Origin of the sequence: Streptomyces sp. ID05-26A, assembly GCF_033794685.1 — a bacterium.
Classification (GTDB): domain Bacteria; phylum Actinomycetota; class Actinomycetes; order Mycobacteriales; family Pseudonocardiaceae; genus Lentzea.
The window spans coordinates 576,707-595,168 of the sequence record NZ_JARAYZ010000004.1 but is presented as its reverse complement, the minus strand read 5'-3'; the positions used below and the strand labels follow the sequence as shown (position 1 = coordinate 595,168).

The window sequence follows — 18,462 nt, the reverse complement described above, 5'->3', positions numbered from 1 at the left end:
CTGGCGCCGGGACCGGGCGAACCCGGACCATCTCCGGCGTGGGTTATCTGGAAGCGAACGGGCTCGCGTACGTCCTGCCCGACGGCCGGGAGCTGTTCCGCGACGTCTCGTTCAAGGTGAGCGGCGGGACCGTGGTCGCGCTCGTCGGCGCGAACGGTGTCGGCAAGACGACGCTGCAACGAATCCTGTCGGGTGAGCTCAGCCCGAAGCAGGGCAGCGTGCACGTGCAGGGCGGGCTGGCGGTGATGCCCCAGTTCATCGGCTCGGTCCGCGACGACTCCCTGGTGCGCGACCTGCTGCTCTCCGTCGCTCCCGAGGCGCTGCGCAAGGCCGCGAAGGAGCTCGACGACTCCGAGCTCGCGCTCATGGACACCGACGACGAAGCCGCTCAGATGCGGTACGCGAACGCTCTCACCACCTATGGCGAGGCCGGCGGGTACGACATCGAGGTCCTCTGGGACACCGTCACCGTCGCCGCCCTGGGGCTGCCCTACGACCGGGCCCGGTTCCGCGAGGTGCGCACGCTGTCCGGCGGTGAGCAGAAACGCCTGGTCCTCGAAACGCTGCTGCGCGGCCACGAGCAGGTCCTGCTGCTCGACGAGCCCGACAACTACCTCGACGTCCCCGGCAAGCGCTGGCTGGAAGAACGGCTGAAGGCCACCGACAAGGCCGTTCTCGTCGTGAGCCACGACCGTGAGCTGCTGGCCAACGCCGCGACGCACGTCATCACGGTCGAGGCGCATTCCGCCTGGACGCACGCAGGCTCGTTCGGGACGTGGCACGGCGCCCGGGCGAAACGCATCGACAGGCTGCTGGAAGATCACCGGCGCTGGAACGAGGAGCACGAACGGCTCAAGGACCTCGTCCGCACGCTCCAGCAGCTGGCCAAGTCCTCCGAAGTGATGGCTCAGAAGTACCGGGTCATGGCCGCGCGCCTCGAACGGTACGAGCAGGCGGGCCCGCCACCGGAGATCCCTCAGGACGAGAAGGTGCACCCGAGGCTCAAGGGCGGTCGCACGGGCGTTCGCGCGATCACGTGCGAGCAGCTGGAGCTGACCGGGCTGATGAGGCCGTTCTCGCAGGAGATCTTCTTCGGCGACCGGGTCGCGGTGCTGGGCGCCAACGGCTCCGGCAAGAGCCACTTCCTGCGGCTGCTCGGCGGTGACGACGTGCGCACCACCGGTAAGTGGAAGCTCGGCGCACGGGTCGTGGCGGGCCTGTTCGCGCAGACGCACGAGCACCCGGAGTGGATTGGCCGCACGCTCGTGGACATCCTCTGGCACGGCGAGGGCCTGCGCTCCGGCAAGGACCGGGGTGCCGCGATGTCGGTGCTGCAGCGCTACGGCCTGCACCAGGCGGGCGACCAGAAGTTCGAGAACCTCTCCGGCGGGCAGCAGGCGCGGTTCCAGGTCCTGCTGCTGGAGCTGTCCGGGGCGACGTTGCTGCTGCTCGACGAACCGACGGACAACCTCGACCTGGCGTCGGCGGAGGCGTTGCAGAACGCGCTGAACGACTTCGAGGGCACGGTCGTCGCCGTCACGCACGACCGGTGGTTCGCCAAGTCGTTCGACCGGTTCCTGCACTTCCGGGCGGACGGCAAAGTGTCCGAAGTGGACGAACCGGTCTGGACCTAGTCCAGGTCCCAGCTGACGAAGGCGCCGTCGTCGACCGACCCGCCCGCCTTCTTGTAGGTGGCCTGCGCCGCCGCGTCCCCCGCGGCGGTGCCGGTCCACATCGCGTAGCAACCCCGTTCCACCGCAAGGGCTTTCAGCGCCTCGACCAGAGCCGTGCCGATGCCGCGGCGGAGGAAGGCGTCGTCCACGCCCAGCTCGTAGAGGAACATCTCGGTGCCCTTGTCCGGGTGCGTGGTCTCCACCCCGGACACGAACCCGGCGGGCTGGTCGGCGAGGTAGGCGATCAGCAGGTGGCTGTGATCCTGCGCCAGGAACCGAGCGGTCGCGTCCGGCCGCGGCGGCGCGTCGAACAGGTGCGCGGCGGCGAACACGTCGTCGGGGGAGGCGGCGCGGCGGATCTTCATACCGCCAGGCTAGGTCAACTTCCGGGAGTGAGCCGGAAGGCGCGTCAGCGGTCCTCGGTGATCGCGGGCAGCTTGCCGGTCCTGACCAGCCTCGTCAGTTCCTCGTGGTCCGCCTCGGTCTGGTCGGCGTAGTCGAACGCGTACTTCGCGAACGCCTCGTCGAGGTCGTTGCCGCCGCCGTTCTGGAAGTACCCGGCGAGCAGCCGCGGGTCGAGCGAGCGCGTGTGCGCGCGGGCCAGCAGGGCGCCGGCGAAGCGGCCGTAGTCGTCGAGGTCGTCGCGCTTGAGCGTGGTGGCGTCGATCTCGCCCTTGCGGTTGCGGAACTGCCGCACGATGAAGTGGCGGCCCTCGATGGTCGTCCAGCCCAGCAGGATGTCCGTCTCCGCCTGGACGAGCCGGGCGCCGTGCACGATCCGCTTGCCCTCGTGCTTGGCCGGCTCGACGTCGAGGAACGGCTGCAAAGCCGAGGGACGCGCTTCCTTGGCCTGCAGCACCAGGGCTTCGGAGCCGTTGCCGTGCAACAGGATCAGGTAGTTGCGCAGGCCGACGCTGCCGGTGCCGACGACGCGGAAAGCCACGTCCGACACGCCGTAGCGCATGATCAGGTTGGTCCGCGACTCGCGCAGGGTGTCCACGTAGGACGGCAGCGCGGCGATCACGGCCGCGGCGGTCGGGGGAGTGGCCTCCGTGAAGGTCGGCGGGTTAGTGATGAACCGCCACTTCTCGCCGTCGTGCGTGGTCCACTTCGCGGCGAACTTCGCGCTGGTGTTCTTGCGCGACTTCTCGGCGGCCTTGGAGAAGTCGTTGATCAGGTCGTCGGCCTTCACCTTCGACAGCGTCGACTCGTCGCCCAGCGCGGTCCACGAGTCCAGGAACGGGACCTCCGCGAGCTTCTTGATCACCGCTCGGTAGGCGCTCACCGCGTCCTCGGCGGCGTCGCGGCAGCCCTTGTCCGACACGCCACCGACGCGTCCGGCCAGCACGAGGGACGCGACGAGCCGCTTCAGGTCCCACTCCCACGGGCCGGGCAGCGTCTCGTCGAAGTCGTTGATGTCCATGACGATCTGGCCCTCGGGTGTGCCGTAGAGCCCGAAGTTCGCTGCGTGTGCATCACCGCACAACTGAGCGTGAAGTCCCGTCGAGCAGCCCGCGGCGAGGTCACCGGCCTGCAGCCCGGCCGAGCCTCGGAAGAACGCGAACGGGTTCTCGAGCATCCGCCCGATCCGCAACGGGACCAGGTGCTCCAGCCGGCCCTCGTTCGTGGCGCGCAGGAACTCCAGCACCGACGGGCGTTTCCGGGCGAGCGACATCGTGCGGTGCGCCTTGAAGTCCACTGAGGACCGCAACGCGCGCCCCTCGGCGTAGACCTCTTCAGGCTCGACCCATCTGCCCAAAGCGGCAGCGGCCTCAGCACGACTCTGCTTACTCAATGGGTTCACCCATAAGAGTCATGATGCATGCGGCGGACGAACCAGGAGGCTCGTCCGCCGCATTTGTGACCTAGCTACGAATGAGAATCACCCTAAACGGGACGAACGACCTCGGCGATCGCCCGCACACCCAGGTCGATCTCATCCCTCGTGATGACCAACGGCGGCGCGACGCGCAACGTCGACGCGTGCGTCTCCTTGCAGAGCACCCCGCGCGTGGCCAGCGCCTCGGACGCGGCACGCCCGACCGGCCCGCCGGGCGCGATCTCGACACCGGCCCACAGCCCGCGCCCGCGCACCTCCGCCACGCCGTGGCCCACCAGCTTGTTCAACTCCGCGTGCAGGTAGGCGCCCAGGTCACGCGACCGCTGCTGGAACTCGCCGGTCGCCAGCAGCCGCACGACACCACGGCCCACGGCGCACGCGAGCGGGTTGCCGCCGAACGTCGACCCGTGCTCACCGGGCTTGAGCACGCCCAGCACCGCACGCGACCCGACCACGGCGGACACCGGCAGGATGCCCCCGCCCAGCGCCTTGCCGAGCGTGTAGAGGTCGGCGCGCACCCCCTCGTGGTCGAGGGCGAACAGCTCACCGGTGCGGCCGAGCCCGGACTGGATCTCGTCGGCGATCATCAGCACGTCGTTCTCGTCGCACAGGCGGCGGATCCCGGCCAGGTAGCCGGCGGGCGGGACGACGACGCCGGCCTCGCCCTGGATCGGCTCCAGCAGCACGGCGGCGGTCCGCGGCGAGATCGCGGACTCGATCTCGTCCAGCGCCCCGTACTTCACGACCTTGAAGCCGGGCGTGAACGGCCCGAAGTCGTTGCGCGCGGTGTCGTCGGTCGAGAACGACACGATCGTCGTGGTGCGGCCGTGGAAGTTGGACCCGGCGACGATGATCTCCGCCGTGCCCTCCGGCACCTTCTTGACCTGGTAGGCCCACTTGCGCGCGACCTTGATCGCGGACTCGACGGCCTCCGCGCCGGAGTTCATCGCGAGCACCATCTCGGTGCCGGTCAGGGCGGCCAGCTCCTGGCAGAACAGGCCGAACTGGTCGTGGTGGAACGCGCGGCTGGTCAGCGTGACACGGCCGAGCTGCTCGACGGCGGCGGCCACCAGGGCGGGGTGGCGGTGCCCGAAGTTCAGCGACGAGTAGCCGGACAGGAAGTCCAGGTACCGGCGTCCCTCGACGTCGGTGACCCACGAGCCCTCGCCGTGCGAGATGACCACCGGAAGCGGGTGGTAGTTGTGCGTGCTCCACTCTTCGTCCAAGGCGACGAAGTCAGCGCTAGCCAAATCAGTGGTTCCCGCGGAGTTGTGCTCAGCGATGGCGGTCATCCTCCAAGGCTAGGGTCCAGGACAAGCGATATCGACCGTGAAGCATTGCGTACTGCCTCAGTTCGTTGCGTAGATTCACCGATCAGTGGACGTTTCGTGCACAGCGGGCGGACTGGGCGGTGAATCGCTACGGTCAGTTGATGGCGAAGAAGTCGGTTCGTGATGCCCTGCGACTCGATGAGGTGGACCTCTCCACCCTCGACCCGGCAGGCCGGCCCATCGGTCCCAAGACCAAGAAGGAGGCGGCCGAGGACCTGGTCGCCACCGGCGCCGAACTGGACGGCCTGCAGGAGGCGCTGTACGCGGAGGACTCCCGCGCGGTCCTGCTCGTGCTGCAGGGCATGGACACCTCCGGCAAGGGCGGCGTGGTCAGCCACGTCATGGGCCTGGTGAACCCGCAGGGTGTGCGCATCGCGTCGTTCAAGAAACCGACTCCCGCCGAACGTCGTCAGCACTTCCTGTGGCGCATCAAGAAGGTGTTGCCCGAGAAGGGGCGCATCGGCGCGTTCGACCGCTCCCACTACGAGGACGTCCTCGTGCCCAAAGTAGAACGTCTGCTCACGGCCGCGGAGCTTCGTGGCCGTTACAAGGAGATCAACGCCTTCGAGCGGGAGCTCGCGGACTCCGGCATCGCGCTGGTCAAGTGCTTCCTGCACATCTCGCCCGAGGTCCAGAAGGAACGGCTGCTCGCGCGCCTGGACGACCCGAGGAAGAACTGGAAGTACAACCCGGCCGACATCGACGTCCGTTCGAAGTGGTCGAAGTACCAGGACGCCTACACGCAGGCGCTGAAGAACTGCCGGGACACGCCCTGGTACGCCGTCCCGTCGGACCGCAAGTGGTACCGGAACTGGGCGATCAGCCGGTTGCTGCTGGAGACCATGCGCGAGATGGACCCGAAGTTCCCGGCGCCCGCCTACGACCTCGAGGCCGAGAAGGCCCGGTTGGTCTCGAACGACCCGTTGCGCTAGACGCAATCTTGATTGCACCTATTGCCTGGCCGTCATGGTCTAGGCCAGTGTGGGCTGCGCCGCCGCCGCAAAGTCTTACCGGAGGTGCGGACGTGGGTGTGGACCGGCGACGTTTTCTCGGAGCCATGGGCGTAGGAGCGGGACTGCTGATGACCGGAGGGACCGCTGAGGCGGCTGCCGCCACGCGGAGAGTGTTCTTCGGCGCCTACACGACGTGGAGCGGTGGCGCCAAGGGCATCGGCATCGGCACCTACGACTCCGTGTCCGGGCAGCTCAGGACGACAGGCGTGATCAGCGGCGTGGTCAACCCGTCGTTCGTGATCGAGTCGCGGGACGGCAGGTTCCTCTACGCCGTCAACGAGAACACCAAGGGCGAGGTCACCGCGATCAACGCGGCCACGCTGAAGGTGATCAACAAGCAGGCGACCGGGGGCGCGGACCCGTGCCACCTGACGCTCGACCCGTCCGGGAAGCACCTGATCACGGCCGACTACTCGTCTGGCTCGCTGAGCGTCTTCCCGGTCAACGCGGACGGCAGCCTCGGCGCGCGCACGCAGAAGGTGCAGCACAAGGGGTCCGGGCCGAACAAGGAACGCCAGGAGGGCCCGCACGCGCACCACATCGTGTTCGACCCGGCCGGCAGGTACGCCGCGGCGGTCGACCTCGGCGCGGACTCGGTGTTCGTCTACTCGTTCACCGGCGGGAAGCTGGTCCAGGTCTCGCAGGCGAAGGTCAAGCCGGGCGCCGGACCGCGGCACATCGCGTTCCACCCGGACGGCAAGACCGCCTACGTGGCGAACGAGCTCGACTCGACCATCGTGACCTGCTCGTACGCGAACGGTATCCTCACGCCGGGTCAGGTGCTCAAGACGGTGCCGGCGGGGAGTCCGACGAACTACCCGGCCGAGGTGCTGGTCTCCGCCGACGGCAGGCACGTCTACCTGTCGAACCGCGGGCACGACAGCATCGCGCACTTCACGGTCGGCGCCACCGGGCTGACGCTGGCCGGCACCACGGCGGTCGGCGGCAAGTACCCGCGGCACATCACGTTCGACCCGACCGGGTCGTTGCTGTTCGCGGCCAACCAGAACTCGAACAACGTCACGTCGTTCAAGGTCGACAAGGCCACGGGCGGGCTGACCCCGTCCGGCACGGCGCTGCAGACCGCGATCCCCGTCTGCGTGCTGCCCACCCGACTGGGTTAACGCTCTTCAGCTCGACCGTCCACAGTGGTACTCCGGCTCCATGAGTCTGATGGCCGGAGTCCTCGCCGTTGTCCTGCTGGCACCCGCACCGATCGCGCCGGAGTACGTCGCACTCGGCGACTCCTACGCGTCCGGTGCGGGCGCCGGTTCCTACGTGGACGGCTCGTGCCGCCGCAGCTCGAACGCCTACCCGGCGTTGCGGAGCAAGGAGTTCCCGTCGTTCCGGTTCGTCGCGTGCAGCGGGGCGACCACGAAGTCGCTCAGGTCCCAGTTCCGGGCGCTCACCACGAACACCACGTTCGTCACGATCACCATCGGCGGCAACGACCTCGGGTTCGTCGACGTGCTGACGACCTGCACGCTCAGCGGCGACCGGGCGTGCGCGGAGAGGGCCGCCACGGCCGTGGACTTCATCCACTCCCAGCTGCCCGGCCGGCTCGACACGACCTACGCCACGATCAAGGCAGCGGCGCCGCACGCGAAGCTGGTCGTCGTCGGCTACCCGCGGCTGTTCACGCCCGGCGACGGGTGCCGCACCCTGTCCAGGGCCAAGCGCCAGGTGCTCAACGACGCCGCCGACCAGCTGTCCGACGAGGTCGCACGGGCCGCCGAACGCGCTGGTGCGCGCTACGTGGACGTGAGGGAAGCGTTTGCGGACCACGGCGTGTGCGCGGACGAGCCGTGGATCCACGGGCTGGTCAGCCCGACCGCCGACTCCTACCACCCGAACAAGGCAGGTCAGGCCGCGTACTTCGCGGCGCTGGCCTCCTAGGCGCTGTCCTGTAAGTCTCGTCGGGCGAGAGCGGCGGCCGAGGGCCCCGGAGACGGCACCGCCGCAACGCCCGAATACGCCCGGTATGAGGGCATTGCGGCGGCACCGCCTCCGGGACTCTCGCCCGCGTCTCTCACCAGACGAACTTGCAGGACAGCGCCTAGGCACCCGTATTCGGCTCGGCTTCGGGCAGGCGTTCGTGTGATCATGCGCCGGTGAATGTGGCAGGGAGTTCTCTGAGGGAGGTCACGGCCACCCGGTACGTCACCCCGTTCCGCGAGGGCGGGTCGATGCCGGGACTGGTCGAGGCCGACGACCTGGGTATGTACGTGGTGAAGTTCCGCGGCGCGGGGCAGGGCGTGAAGGTCCTGGTCGCCGAGATCGTCGTCGGCGAGCTCGCGCGGCGGCTGGGCTTCCGGATACCCGAGATCGTCCTGGTGCACCTCGACCCCGAGCTGGCCCGCGCGGAGCCCGACCAGGAGGTCCAGGAGCTGCTGCGCGCGAGCGGCGGCCTCAACCTCGGCCTCGACTACCTGCCCGGCTCGTTCGACTTCAACCCGGTCGTGCGCGACCCCGGCGCCGAGCTCGCGACGCGGCTGCTCTGGTTCGACGCCCTGGTGCTCAACGTCGACCGCAGCTGGCGCAACCCGAACATGCTGTTGTGGCACCGCGAACCGTGGCTGATCGACCACGGCGCCGCGCTGTACTTCCACTACTCGTGGAGCGAGGAACGTCCGGCTACCAAGGAGTACCGCTACGACTCGTCGGACCACGCGATGCTGCCGAACGCGGGCGCGCTGTCCGAAGTGGACGGCGAGCTGGCCGCGAAGGTCACGCCGGAGCTGCTCGACGAGGTGCTCGCGCTGGTGCCCGACGAGTGGCTCGAGGGTGATCCGGTAGAACTGCGGCAGCGTTACAAGGACTTCTTCACCTACCGCCTCGCGAACCGCGGCTGGGTCGACTCGCTGGAGGCCGCACGTGCCGCACGTGTTTGAGTACGCGCTGCTGCGCGCGGTGCCGCGGCAGGAGCGGGGCGAGTTCATGAACGTCGGCGTCCTCGTCTACTGCGCGCCGCTGGACTTCCTGTGTGCCAAGACCTTTGTGGACGGTGACCGGCTGCGGGTGCTGGACCCGCACCTCGACGTCGAGATGCTCGAGTCGGCGCTCGCGCACCTGACGAACTCGTGCGACGGCAGCGCGGCGGCCGGGCCGGTCAGCCGGACGACGATCGGGCAGCGCTTCCGGTGGCTGACGGCGCCGCGCAGCACGATCGTGCAGACCTCGCCGGCTCACACGGGCTGGACGGACGACCCGTCGGCCGAGGCAGAACGCCTTTTCGAGGCGTTGGTGCTCCCACCCAGGTAGGTTTCCTCGCAACCTGAACGGACGAACGGCGTCCATAGGTGCAAAGCGAAACTAAAGCGATCGGGGTTGGCGACACATGAGCGCTGGGTATCACCACGGCTACCAGCAGCCGCGGCGTCCCATGCCGCCGCAGCGGCCGATGAAGAAGAAGAGGCGTCCCGGACGCGTCATCTTGGTGCTGCTGCTCGTCCTGGTTCTGGGCACCGTCGGGTTCGGGTTCTACGTCGACTCGACGCTGACGCGGATCAACGCGCTGCCGGACTACGAGGGCAGGCCCGCGGAGACGCCGGGCACCACGTGGCTGCTCGTCGGATCGGACGCGCGGGACGGCCTGACGCAGGAGCAGAAGGACGCGCTGGCCACCGGTGACGCGGCGGGCAGGCGCACCGACACCATCATGATGTTGCACCTGCCGGACAACAGCGCGGCCAAGCCGGTGCTGCTGTCGATTCCGCGTGACTCCTACGTCGCGATCCCGGAGAACGGCCGCAACAAGGTCAACGCGGCCTACGCGTTCGGTGGCCCGCAGATGCTCGTGCAGACCGTCGAGGGCGCGACCGGCGTGCGGATCGACCACTACATGGAGATCGGCTTCGGCGGGTTCTCCGACATGGTCGACGCGGTCGGCGGCGTGGACCTCTGCCTCGACGAGCCGATCAAGGACCCGCTGGCGGGCATCGACCTGCCCGCGGGCTGCCAGGAGCTCGACGGGCCGCAGGCGCTCGGGTTCGTGCGGACCCGCGCGTTCGCGACGGCCGACCTGCAGCGAGTGCAGAACCAGCGCAAGTTCCTGAACGCGCTCTTCGCGAAGGTGAAGAGCCCGGCGACGCTCGCGAACCCGTTCCGCGCCATTCCGCTGATGAACGCGGCTTCGGGATCGGTGTCGGTCAACCAGGACGACCACCTGTGGCACCTGCTGAGCGTCGCGCTCAACATGAGCGACGCGACGAGCGGGACCGTGCCGGTCGGTGGGACTCCGACGATCGGCGGTCAGTCGGTCGTGCAGTGGAACAAGGAGAAGGCGTCGCAGCTGTTCGACCTGATCAGCAAGGACGAGCCGGTGCCGGCCGAGCTGATCGCCCCTCCGAAGTAGTTCTTACGACTTGGCCGGTTCGGGCGTGGGCTCCGAAGCGGTCGGACCGGCCTCCTGTGCGATGCCTTCGAGCTCGCGCAGGAGGTCGTCGTAAATAGGCGTTGTGGACATGGGTGTAGCCCCCTCGTACTGATCTTCCCCCGTTCAGGTGACGGGAGCTTACGCCTCTATACCCGATCTTTTCGCCACATATGCCTACCCGACGCTAAATGTTGGCTAAAGCCACCTTGTGACCAGGCGTTATGTGGACGCACCACATGTCGATGACGCCGTGTGACGCCTACCGTTTCCGGCTATGTCGAGTGTCACGGGTCACAGCGCGCTGGTCACCGGAGCCGCGAGCGGCATCGGCCTGGCCTGCGCCCGCGCACTGGCCGCCGAAGGCGCGAAGGTCCACCTGGTCGACCGCGACCCCCGGGTCCTCCCTCTCGCGGAGGAACTCGGCGGCGTCGGTCACGTCGTCGACCTGACCGGGTCCGTCGCCGCGTTGCCCGACGAGATCGACGTCCTGGTCAACAACGCCGGCGTGCAGCACGTCGCGCCCATCCACGAGTTCCCCGCCGAGCGCTTCTCGGCGATGGTCGAGCTGATGCTGGGGGCGGCGTTCCGGCTCACGCAGCACGTCGTGCCGCACATGTACGACCGCGGCTGGGGCCGCCTGGTCCACATCTCCAGCGTGCACGGGACGCGCGCGTCCGCGTTCAAATCCGCTTACGTCGCCGCGAAGCACGGCCTCGAGGGGTTCTCCAAGGTCGCCGCCCTGGAAGGCGCCCCGCACGGCGTGACGTCGAACTGCGTGGCACCCGGATACGTGCGGACCCCGTTGGTGGAGAAGCAGATCGCGGACCAGGCCCGCCTGCACGGCATCTCCGAGGCCGACGTCTCGTCACAGATCTTCCTGCAGCGCAGCGCGGTGAAGCGGCTGATCGAGCCTTCCGAGGTCGCGGACGCCGTGCTGTGGTTGTGCGGCAACAGTTTTGTCACCGGAACGTCAGTGGCCGTCGATGGCGGCTGGTCAGCTCAATGAGGAGTTGTCGATGATCAAAAAAGTGGTAGGCGCTTCGCTCATCGGGACAACTGTCGAGTGGTACGACTTCTTCCTCTACGGCTCGGCAGCCGCCCTGGTGTTCAACAAGCTGTTCTTCCCGACCGCGGACCCGTTGACGGGCACGCTGCTCGCGTTCACCACGTACGCGATCGGCTTCCTGGCACGACCGCTCGGTGGCCTCGTCTTCGGCCACTACGGGGATCGCCTGGGACGCAAGAAGTTGCTGGTGCTGTCGTTGCTGCTGATGGGTGGCGCGACGATGCTGATGGGCGTGCTGCCGACGTACGCGTCGGTGGGTGTGCTGGCACCGGTGCTGCTGACGCTGCTGCGACTCGTGCAGGGCTTCGCGCTCGGTGGTGAGTGGGGCGGGGCCGTGCTGATCGTGTCGGAGCACGGTGACCCGAAGCGGCGCGGGTTCTGGGCGTCGTGGCCGCAGGCCGGTGTGCCGTGCGGGAACCTGCTGGCGACCGGTGTGCTCGCGATCCTTGCCGCCGTGCAGTCGGACGAGGCCTTCCTCGCGTGGGGCTGGCGGGTCCCGTTCCTGCTCTCCGGTGTGCTCGTGGTGATCGGGCTGTGGATCAGGCTGTCGGTGTCCGAGTCGCCGATCTTCCTGGCGGCGCAGGCGAAGCGTGCCCAGGAGCCCGTGGAGGAGAAGGCGCCCGCGCTGGAGCTGCTCAAGCACAACTGGCGCGAGGTCCTGATCGCGATGGGCGCCCGGTTCGCCGAGAACGTGTCGTACTACGTGATCACGGCGTTCATCCTGGTGTACGTCGTGACCGGGCTCGGGTTGTCGAAGTCGGTGGGGCTCAACGCGGTTTTGATCGCGTCGGCCGTGCACCTGGTGACGATCCCGGTGTGGGGTCATCTCTCCGACCGGTTCGGGCGTCGGTCGATCTACCTCGTCGGTGCCGTCGGCATGGCCGCGTGGATCTTCGCGTTCTTCGCGCTGCTCGACACCCGTGATCCCGTCCTGATCACGGTGGCGACCACGGTCGGCCTGGTGCTGCACGGCGCGATGTACGGACCGCAGGCCGCGTTCTTCTCGGAGCTGTTCGGGACGAGGGTCCGCTATTCGGGTGCGTCGGTCGGCTACCAGCTGGCGTCGATCGTGGCCGGTGCGCTGGCCCCGCTGATCGCGACGGCGTTGCTGCAGGCCTACAAGTCCTCGTTCCCGATCGCCGTCTACGTCCTGATCACCTGTGTGATCACCGTGGTCGCGATCGCGTTCGCCCGGGAGACCCGTGGTGCGGATCTGGAGGAACGTGACAGGGTTGGAGTGTGACACGACGGCGTGAGGCCGAACTGGCGGCGTTGTTCGAGACCGCGTCCGAGCTCGCGGGCATGCGAGATCCGGACGCGGTGCTCCGCTCGATCGTGCGCAGAGCGCGGACGCTGCTCGGCACCGACGTCTCCTACCTGTCGATGAACGACCCGGCCGGCACCTACATGCGGGTGACGGACGGGTCGTTCTCGCCGTTGTTCCAGAAGGTCAGGCTCGGACTCGGCGAGGGGCTCGGCGGGCTGGTCGCGCAGACCGCGAGGCCGTACGCGACGTCCGACTACTTCGCCGACGCCCGGTTCAACCACACGAACCCGATCGACTCGGCGGTGCACGACGAGGGCCTCACGGCGATCCTGGGCGTGCCGCTGAAGCTCGACTCGAAGGTCATCGGCGTGCTGTACGCGGCGGACCGGACCACGCGCGAGTTCCCCGCCGAGGAGGTCGCGCTGCTGCAGTCGCTGGCCGACCACGCGGCCATCGCGATCGACACGGCGTCGTTGTTCGCGACGATCCAGTCCCACAACGAAGCCATGAAACGGGCCGAGGAGGCCCACGACCGGCTCACGGACCTGGTGCTGCGCGGCGGTTCCTCGGCCGAGGTCGCCGCCGCGGTGGGGGAGTTGCTCGGCGGGCCGGTCGAGGTGCTCGACACCGTGCCTCCCGCCGCCGTGCGGGCCGCCGGACGCGCCGTGCTGCTCTCCGGGGAGTGGGTGTGCGCGGTGCTGGCCGGATCGGAGCTGCTGGGCGGGATCGTGCTGGCGGGCCGCCCGGACCTGACCGACGCGGACCGGCGGGTGTTCGAGCGGTCGGCGGCGGTGACGGCGTTGTTGTTGCTGCTGCGGCGAACCGTGGCCGAGGCGGAGAACAAGGTCCGCGGTGAGCTGATCACCGACGTCCTGGACGGGCGGGACGCGGCCGGGCTGCTGGCGCGAGCCCGCCGGGTCGGTGTCGAGCTCTCCGACCCGCACGTCGTGCTGGTCGCCGATGGAAACCTTTCCGGCGCGACGCATTACGCGTCCGTCCACAGGGGACTGGCCGGGTCACGTGGCCGGGATGTCGTGCTGGCCCTGCCCTCGGTGTCCACGCACGTCGCGCGGGAGGTGGCGAAGGCGCTGGACGCGACGGTGGGCGCGTGCGGGCCGGTCGCGGGACCGGTGGCGATCGCGGCGGCCTACGAGGAGGCGCGGCGGTGCCTGAAGGCGTTGCGGCAGCTGGGCCGGGAGAAGGACGCCGCGACCATGGACGACCTCGGGTTCGTCGGCGTGCTGCTGGGCGACCGGGCCGACGTCTCGGGCTACGTGCGGTCGGTGCTCGGCCCGGTGCTCGACTACGACACCGAGCGCGGCACGGAACTGGTGCACACGCTGGAGGTCTACTTCCGCTGTGGCGCGAACCTGAGCCGCGCCAAGGCGGAGCTGCACCTCCACGTCAACACGGTCACGCAACGGCTCGACCGGGTCTCGTCGCTGCTCGGCGACTGGCAGTCGCCGGACCGCGTGCTGGAGGTGCAGCTCGCCCTGCGGCTACTTCGTCTGCAGAGCTGAGGCCGGTACGGCGTCGCCCGCCGCCGCGTCGGAGTTGCCGAACGGCTTGGCGATCAGCATGTACACCAGGCCGATGCCGACCACGAGCGTGCCGCTGAGGATCACGACGTAGTTGTCGTACCAGGGTGCGTCCGGGGTGCGCGGCCACACCATGTTCACCATCGCCGCGACGCCGTACGCGAGCGCCAGCACGTTGACGATCAGACCCCACCGGCCGAGCGTGAACTCGCCCGACGGCGTCCAGCCCTTGAGCCTCGCCCGCAGCGCCGCGAACACGACCATCTGGAAGCCCAGGTAGATGCCGAGCGTCGCGAACGACACGATCTTGTCCAGCGCGTTCGTGGACAGCATCGACGCGACCACGATGGCCGCCGGGATGATCCCGGCGAGTGCCAGCGCGTACGGCGGGATGTGGCGCTTCTTGTTGAACTTCGCGAGTGCCTTGTGCCCGAACACCATCTTGTCGCGGGCGTAGGAGTACGTGAGCCTGCTGGCCGCCGCCTGCAGCGACATCGTGCAGGACAGGAACGAGATCAGCACGACGCCGATCACGATCTTGTAGCCGACCGGCCCGAACGCGTTCGTCAGGACGTTCGTGACCGGGTCGGCGTCCTCGCCGGAGATGACCTTGCCGAAGTCCGGCACCGCCAGCAGCAGCGACAGGCACGCGAACGTGGCCGCCGCGCCGCCGATGTAGATGGTGCGGCGCATGGCCTTCGGGATGACGCGGCCGGGGTCCTTGACCTCCTCCGCGGTGTCACCGCACGCCTCGAAGCCGTAGTACTGGTAGAGGCCGATGATGCCGGCCGCGAAGAACGCGGGAAGGTAGCTGCCGGAGCCGGCCGCGCCGAAGCTGTCGAACAGCACGCCCAGGCCGTGCACGCGGTTGTCGACGAGCAGCCAGATGCCGACCACGAGCGCGCCGATGATCTCTGCGGCGAACCCGAAGATCGCGGCCCAGCTCAGCACCTTCGTGCCGGCGTAGTTGATGAGCGTCGAGACCACGATGATCGCGATCGCGCACAGCACCGTGTTGCCGACGTTCGCGGTGTAGCCGAGAAGTGTCGCCAGATAAGGGCCGGCGCCGTAGCTCACGGACGCGATGGTGACCAGCAGGGCGATCATGTACACCCAGCCGGTCATCCACGCCCAGCGCTTGCCCCACAGGCGGCGTGCCCAGGGGTACACGCCGCCCGCCACCGGGTACTGCGCCACGAGCTCGCCGAAGATGAGCGCGACCAGGAACTGGCCGATGCCCGCGACGACGAAGCTCCAGATCATCGGCGGGCCGCCCAGGGCGAGCGCCACGCCGAACAACGTGTACGTGCTGACCACGGGGGAGAGGTAGGTGAAGCCCAGCGAGAAGTTCGCCCAGGGACTCATGTCCCGCTTGAACTCCGAGGTGTAGCCGAGATCCTTGAGCCTGTCTTCCGCTGTCGTCACTCACGCCTCCTTGATCAGGTCCGCGGCGCGTTCTCCAATCATGAGCACCGTGACCATCGGGTTCACGGTGGGCATGGTGGGGAAGACGGACGCGTCGACGACCCGGAGGCCTTCGAGTCCGATGACTTTCAGGTCACCGTCCACAACGGACCCGATGGCACAGGTGCCCGCGGGGTGGTAGACGGTGTGGGCCGCACGCCGGCCGTACTCCGAGAGAGCCTCGTCGCTCGTGACGTCCGGTCCCGGCGCGATCTCCCGCTTGAGCCACGACTTGAGCGGCTCCTGCTCGGCGATCTGACGGGCGATCCGGAAGCCGTCGACGAGGGTCTGCTCGTCGTAGCCGTCGGGGTTCATGAAGTAGCCGAAGTCGAGCTCCGGCTTCTCGGCGGGGTCGCTGGACCTGAGCCACAACTTGCCCTTGCTGTGCGGGCGCGGGATGTTCGGCGTCATGCAGACCCCGTGCTCCACCGCCGGGTAGCCGAGGCGTTCCGTGTTGGTGGTGAACGGGATCTGGTAGAAGTGGAACATCAGGTCCGGCCGCGGGTCGGAGGCATCGCGCCGGATGAACAGACCGGCGTCCGAGTCCATCACCGAGTTCTCCGGCAACGGTTTCGTGGTCTCCCAGACGATGACCGACTCCGGGTGGTCGAGCAGGTTCTCGCCGACGCCGGGCAGGTCGTGCTTCGGCTCGATGCCGATGCTGCTCAGGTGCTCGGCGTCACCGATGCCCGAGAGCATCAGCAGCCGTGGCGTGTCGATCGCGCCCGCGCAGAGCAGAACCTCTTTGTCGGCCTCGACATAACCCTTGTCGGTGTGCACGCCGATGGCGCGGTCACCGTCGAACTCGATCTTGCTCGTCCACGTGTTCAGGAACAGCGTGAGGTTCTTGCGCTCCAGGATCGGGTGCACGTAGGCCGTGGACGCCGACGAACGCTGGTTGTTCTTCTCCGGGTGGTACGCGATGGAGAAGAAGCCCACGCCGTCCTGGAACGGCGCGGCGTTGAAGTCGTCGATCTCCGGGACGCCCGTGGCCTGCCGCGCGGCGGCCACGAAGTCCTTGGCGATCGGGTTCCGGTCCTTCTCCACCACCGGGATGATGTTGAGCTGGACCTTGTCGAAGTACGGGCCGACCGCGTCCCACGTCCAGCCGTGGCCCCAGTCGTCGAGGTCCTGCGGCAGCGGCTGGAAGCAGATCAGCGTGTTGTGGCTGGAGCACCCGCCGAGCACCTTCGCGCGGCTGTGCCGGATGTGGGAGTTGCCGCGCGGCTGCTCGACCGTCGGGTAGTCGTAGTCGTACTCGGTCTCGAGCAGATTGATCCAGTTGCGCAGGTTCAGGATCTTCTCGTCACCGACGTCGGAGGGGCCTCCCTCGATGACCGCGACCGTGACGTTCTCGTCCTCGGTGAGTCGTGCCGCGAGCACGCAGCCCGCCGTTCCGCCACCGACGATCACGTAGTCGTATGCGGTCACTGGGCGTCCCCCCGTGCGAACCAGTTCTGGGCTTGTGGCTTGAGGTTCTGGTACACGTGCTTGGGCTCGGTGTACTCGTGCAGGCCCGCGGTGCCGAGCTCGCGGCCCACGCCGGAGCGCTTGAAGCCGCCCCACTCGGCCTGCGGCAGGTACGGGCCGAACTCGTTGATCCAGACCGTGCCGTGGCGGAGCTTCTTCGCGACGCGCTGCGCCTTGTCGAGGTCCTGGCTCCAGACACCGCCGGCGAGGCCGTACTCGGTGTCGTTGCCGAGCATGATCGCCTCGGCCTCGGTCTCGAAGCGCTCGGCGGTGATGATCGGGCCGAACGTCTCGTCCTGGACCAGCTTCATGTCCCGGGTGCAGTCCGCGTAGACGGTGGGGCGGAAGAAGAAACCGTTCCGCAGCTCGGCCTCCTCCGGACGCCTGCCGCCGGCCTTGAGCGTCGCGCCCTCCTGCCTGGCGACCTCGACGTAGCTCTCGACCTTGGCCCGGTGCTCGGCGGAGACGAGCGGCCCGGACTCGGTGTCCTCGTCGAAACCGTTGCCCAGCTTGATCAGGTCGGCCCGGCGCGCGACCTCGTGCACGAAGTCGTCGTAGACGCTGCTGTGCACGATGAGCCGCGTACCGGACGAGCAGACCTGGCCCGCGTGGAAGAACGCGGCGGTGAGCGCGTAGTCGACGGCGACGTCGATGTCGGCGTCCGCGAAGACGATGTTCGGGTTCTTGCCGCCGAGTTCGAGCGCGACCTTCTTCACGGTCTTCGCGGCCGACGCCATGATCCGCTGGCCGGTCGCGAGGCTGCCGGTGAACGAGATCAGGTCGACGTCGGGGTGCTCGGACAGGGGCGCGCCGACCTCGGGCCCGGTGCCGAGGACGAGGTTCGCGACGCCGTCGGGCAGCCCGGCCTCCCGCAGGAGCTCGAACAGCTTGATCGTCGTGAGCGGAGTGATCTCACTGGGCTTGGCCACGATCGTGTTGCCCGCGAGCAGGGCCGGCGCGATCTTCCACGACACCTGCAGCAGCGGGTAGTTCCAGGGCGCGATCAGGCCGCAGACGCCGACGGGTTCGTAGTCGACGCGGCTGATGACGTTCTCGGGAACACCCTGGACGATCTTCGGGTGCAGCAGTCCGGCGAGGTTGCCGTAGTAGCGGAACACGGCGGCGACGTCGTCCACGTCGATGCGGCTCTCGACCAGCGTCTTGCCGGTGTCGAGCGTCTCGGTGCGGGCGATGTCCTCCTTGTCGCGTTCCAGGAGGTCCGCGACGTGGTTCAGCACGGCGGCGCGGTGCTCGGGGCTGGAGTGCTGCCAGTCGCCGTGGTCGAAGGCGGTTCTCGCCCTGGCGATCGCCGCCACGGCCTGGTCGCGGGTCTGCTCCTCGACCTCGGTGATGACGCTCTGGTCGAAGGGGTTGATGATCTGCCGCACCGGCGACACGGACTGCCTCCCTGAATCATGTGTCCAC

General features: G+C 68.5%; 16 protein-coding genes. 10 read left to right on the top strand and 6 right to left on the bottom strand.

All coding sequences use genetic code 11. The features are described from left to right. Window positions 1–38 precede the first annotated feature (38 nt). The gene (locus PV646_RS34060) at window positions 39–1,634 is read left to right on the top strand and encodes an ABC-F family ATP-binding cassette domain-containing protein (protein WP_500346410.1); all 1,596 of its coding nucleotides are present in this window, start codon (window positions 39–41) and stop codon (window positions 1,632–1,634) included. On the opposite strand, the gene PV646_RS34055 is transcribed toward PV646_RS34060, so the two are convergent. From PV646_RS34055 to rocD, 3 genes are all read right to left on the bottom strand, one after another. Beyond that, complete coding sequence (locus tag PV646_RS34055) at window positions 1,631–2,038, bottom strand: GNAT family N-acetyltransferase (protein ID WP_500346409.1); 408 nt, start codon at window positions 2,036–2,038, stop codon at window positions 1,631–1,633. The genes PV646_RS34060 and PV646_RS34055 overlap by 4 nt on opposite strands. A gap of 44 nt (window positions 2,039–2,082) precedes the next feature. After that, complete coding sequence (locus tag PV646_RS34050) at window positions 2,083–3,468, bottom strand: DUF2252 domain-containing protein (RefSeq protein ID WP_500346408.1); 1,386 nt, start codon at window positions 3,466–3,468, stop codon at window positions 2,083–2,085. 92 nt (window positions 3,469–3,560) lie between these two features. Beyond that, window positions 3,561–4,805: an ornithine--oxo-acid transaminase gene (gene rocD / locus PV646_RS34045; protein WP_500346407.1), complete on the bottom strand. Its 1,245-nt coding sequence runs from the start codon at window positions 4,803–4,805 to the stop codon at window positions 3,561–3,563. A gap of 140 nt (window positions 4,806–4,945) precedes the next feature. Between rocD and PV646_RS34040 the strand changes: the two genes are divergently transcribed. From PV646_RS34040 to PV646_RS34000, 9 genes are all read left to right on the top strand, one after another. Beyond that, window positions 4,946–5,776: a PPK2 family polyphosphate kinase gene (locus PV646_RS34040; RefSeq protein ID WP_500346406.1), complete on the top strand. Its 831-nt coding sequence runs from the start codon at window positions 4,946–4,948 to the stop codon at window positions 5,774–5,776. A 149-nt stretch (window positions 5,777–5,925) separates the two neighbouring features. Then, window positions 5,926–6,981 carry a lactonase family protein gene (locus PV646_RS34035; RefSeq protein WP_500346405.1) on the top strand — a complete coding sequence of 352 codons (1,056 nt, stop codon included), beginning with the start codon at window positions 5,926–5,928 and terminating at the stop codon, window positions 6,979–6,981. A 40-nt stretch (window positions 6,982–7,021) separates the two neighbouring features. Next, window positions 7,022–7,753, top strand: coding sequence for an SGNH/GDSL hydrolase family protein (locus PV646_RS34030; protein ID WP_500346404.1), 732 nt, complete (start codon window positions 7,022–7,024; stop codon window positions 7,751–7,753). 215 nt (window positions 7,754–7,968) lie between these two features. Beyond that, window positions 7,969–8,748, top strand: a complete 780-nt coding sequence (locus PV646_RS34025; protein ID WP_500346403.1) for a HipA family kinase — start codon at window positions 7,969–7,971, stop codon at window positions 8,746–8,748. Then, complete coding sequence (locus PV646_RS34020; RefSeq protein ID WP_500346402.1) at window positions 8,732–9,118, top strand: DUF3037 domain-containing protein; 387 nt, start codon at window positions 8,732–8,734, stop codon at window positions 9,116–9,118. The genes PV646_RS34025 and PV646_RS34020 overlap by 17 nt, the downstream gene beginning before the upstream one ends. A 76-nt stretch (window positions 9,119–9,194) precedes the next feature. Further along, window positions 9,195–10,211 carry an LCP family protein gene (locus PV646_RS34015; RefSeq protein WP_500346401.1) on the top strand — a complete coding sequence of 339 codons (1,017 nt, stop codon included), beginning with the start codon at window positions 9,195–9,197 and terminating at the stop codon, window positions 10,209–10,211. A gap of 295 nt (window positions 10,212–10,506) precedes the next feature. Then, window positions 10,507–11,238, top strand: coding sequence for an SDR family NAD(P)-dependent oxidoreductase (locus PV646_RS34010; RefSeq protein WP_500346400.1), 732 nt, complete (start codon window positions 10,507–10,509; stop codon window positions 11,236–11,238). A gap of 10 nt (window positions 11,239–11,248) precedes the next feature. Beyond that, the gene (locus PV646_RS34005) at window positions 11,249–12,541 is read left to right on the top strand and encodes an MFS transporter (protein ID WP_500346399.1); all 1,293 of its coding nucleotides are present in this window, start codon (window positions 11,249–11,251) and stop codon (window positions 12,539–12,541) included. Further along, on the top strand, window positions 12,538–14,085 hold the full coding sequence (locus PV646_RS34000) for a helix-turn-helix domain-containing protein (protein ID WP_500346397.1): 1,548 nt from the start codon (window positions 12,538–12,540) through the stop codon (window positions 14,083–14,085). The genes PV646_RS34005 and PV646_RS34000 overlap by 4 nt, the downstream gene beginning before the upstream one ends. Here PV646_RS34000 and PV646_RS33995 read toward each other — a convergent pair. From PV646_RS33995 to PV646_RS33985, 3 genes are read right to left on the bottom strand one after another with little or no spacing between them, the layout of a single operon-like run. Continuing rightward, complete coding sequence (locus PV646_RS33995; RefSeq protein ID WP_500346396.1) at window positions 14,065–15,528, bottom strand: APC family permease; 1,464 nt, start codon at window positions 15,526–15,528, stop codon at window positions 14,065–14,067. The genes PV646_RS34000 and PV646_RS33995 overlap by 21 nt on opposite strands. Then, on the bottom strand, window positions 15,529–16,998 hold the full coding sequence (locus PV646_RS33990; RefSeq protein ID WP_500346395.1) for a GMC family oxidoreductase: 1,470 nt from the start codon (window positions 16,996–16,998) through the stop codon (window positions 15,529–15,531). Then, complete coding sequence (locus tag PV646_RS33985; RefSeq protein ID WP_500346394.1) at window positions 16,995–18,434, bottom strand: aldehyde dehydrogenase family protein; 1,440 nt, start codon at window positions 18,432–18,434, stop codon at window positions 16,995–16,997. The genes PV646_RS33990 and PV646_RS33985 overlap by 4 nt, the downstream gene beginning before the upstream one ends. Window positions 18,435–18,462: the final 28 nt, after the last annotated feature.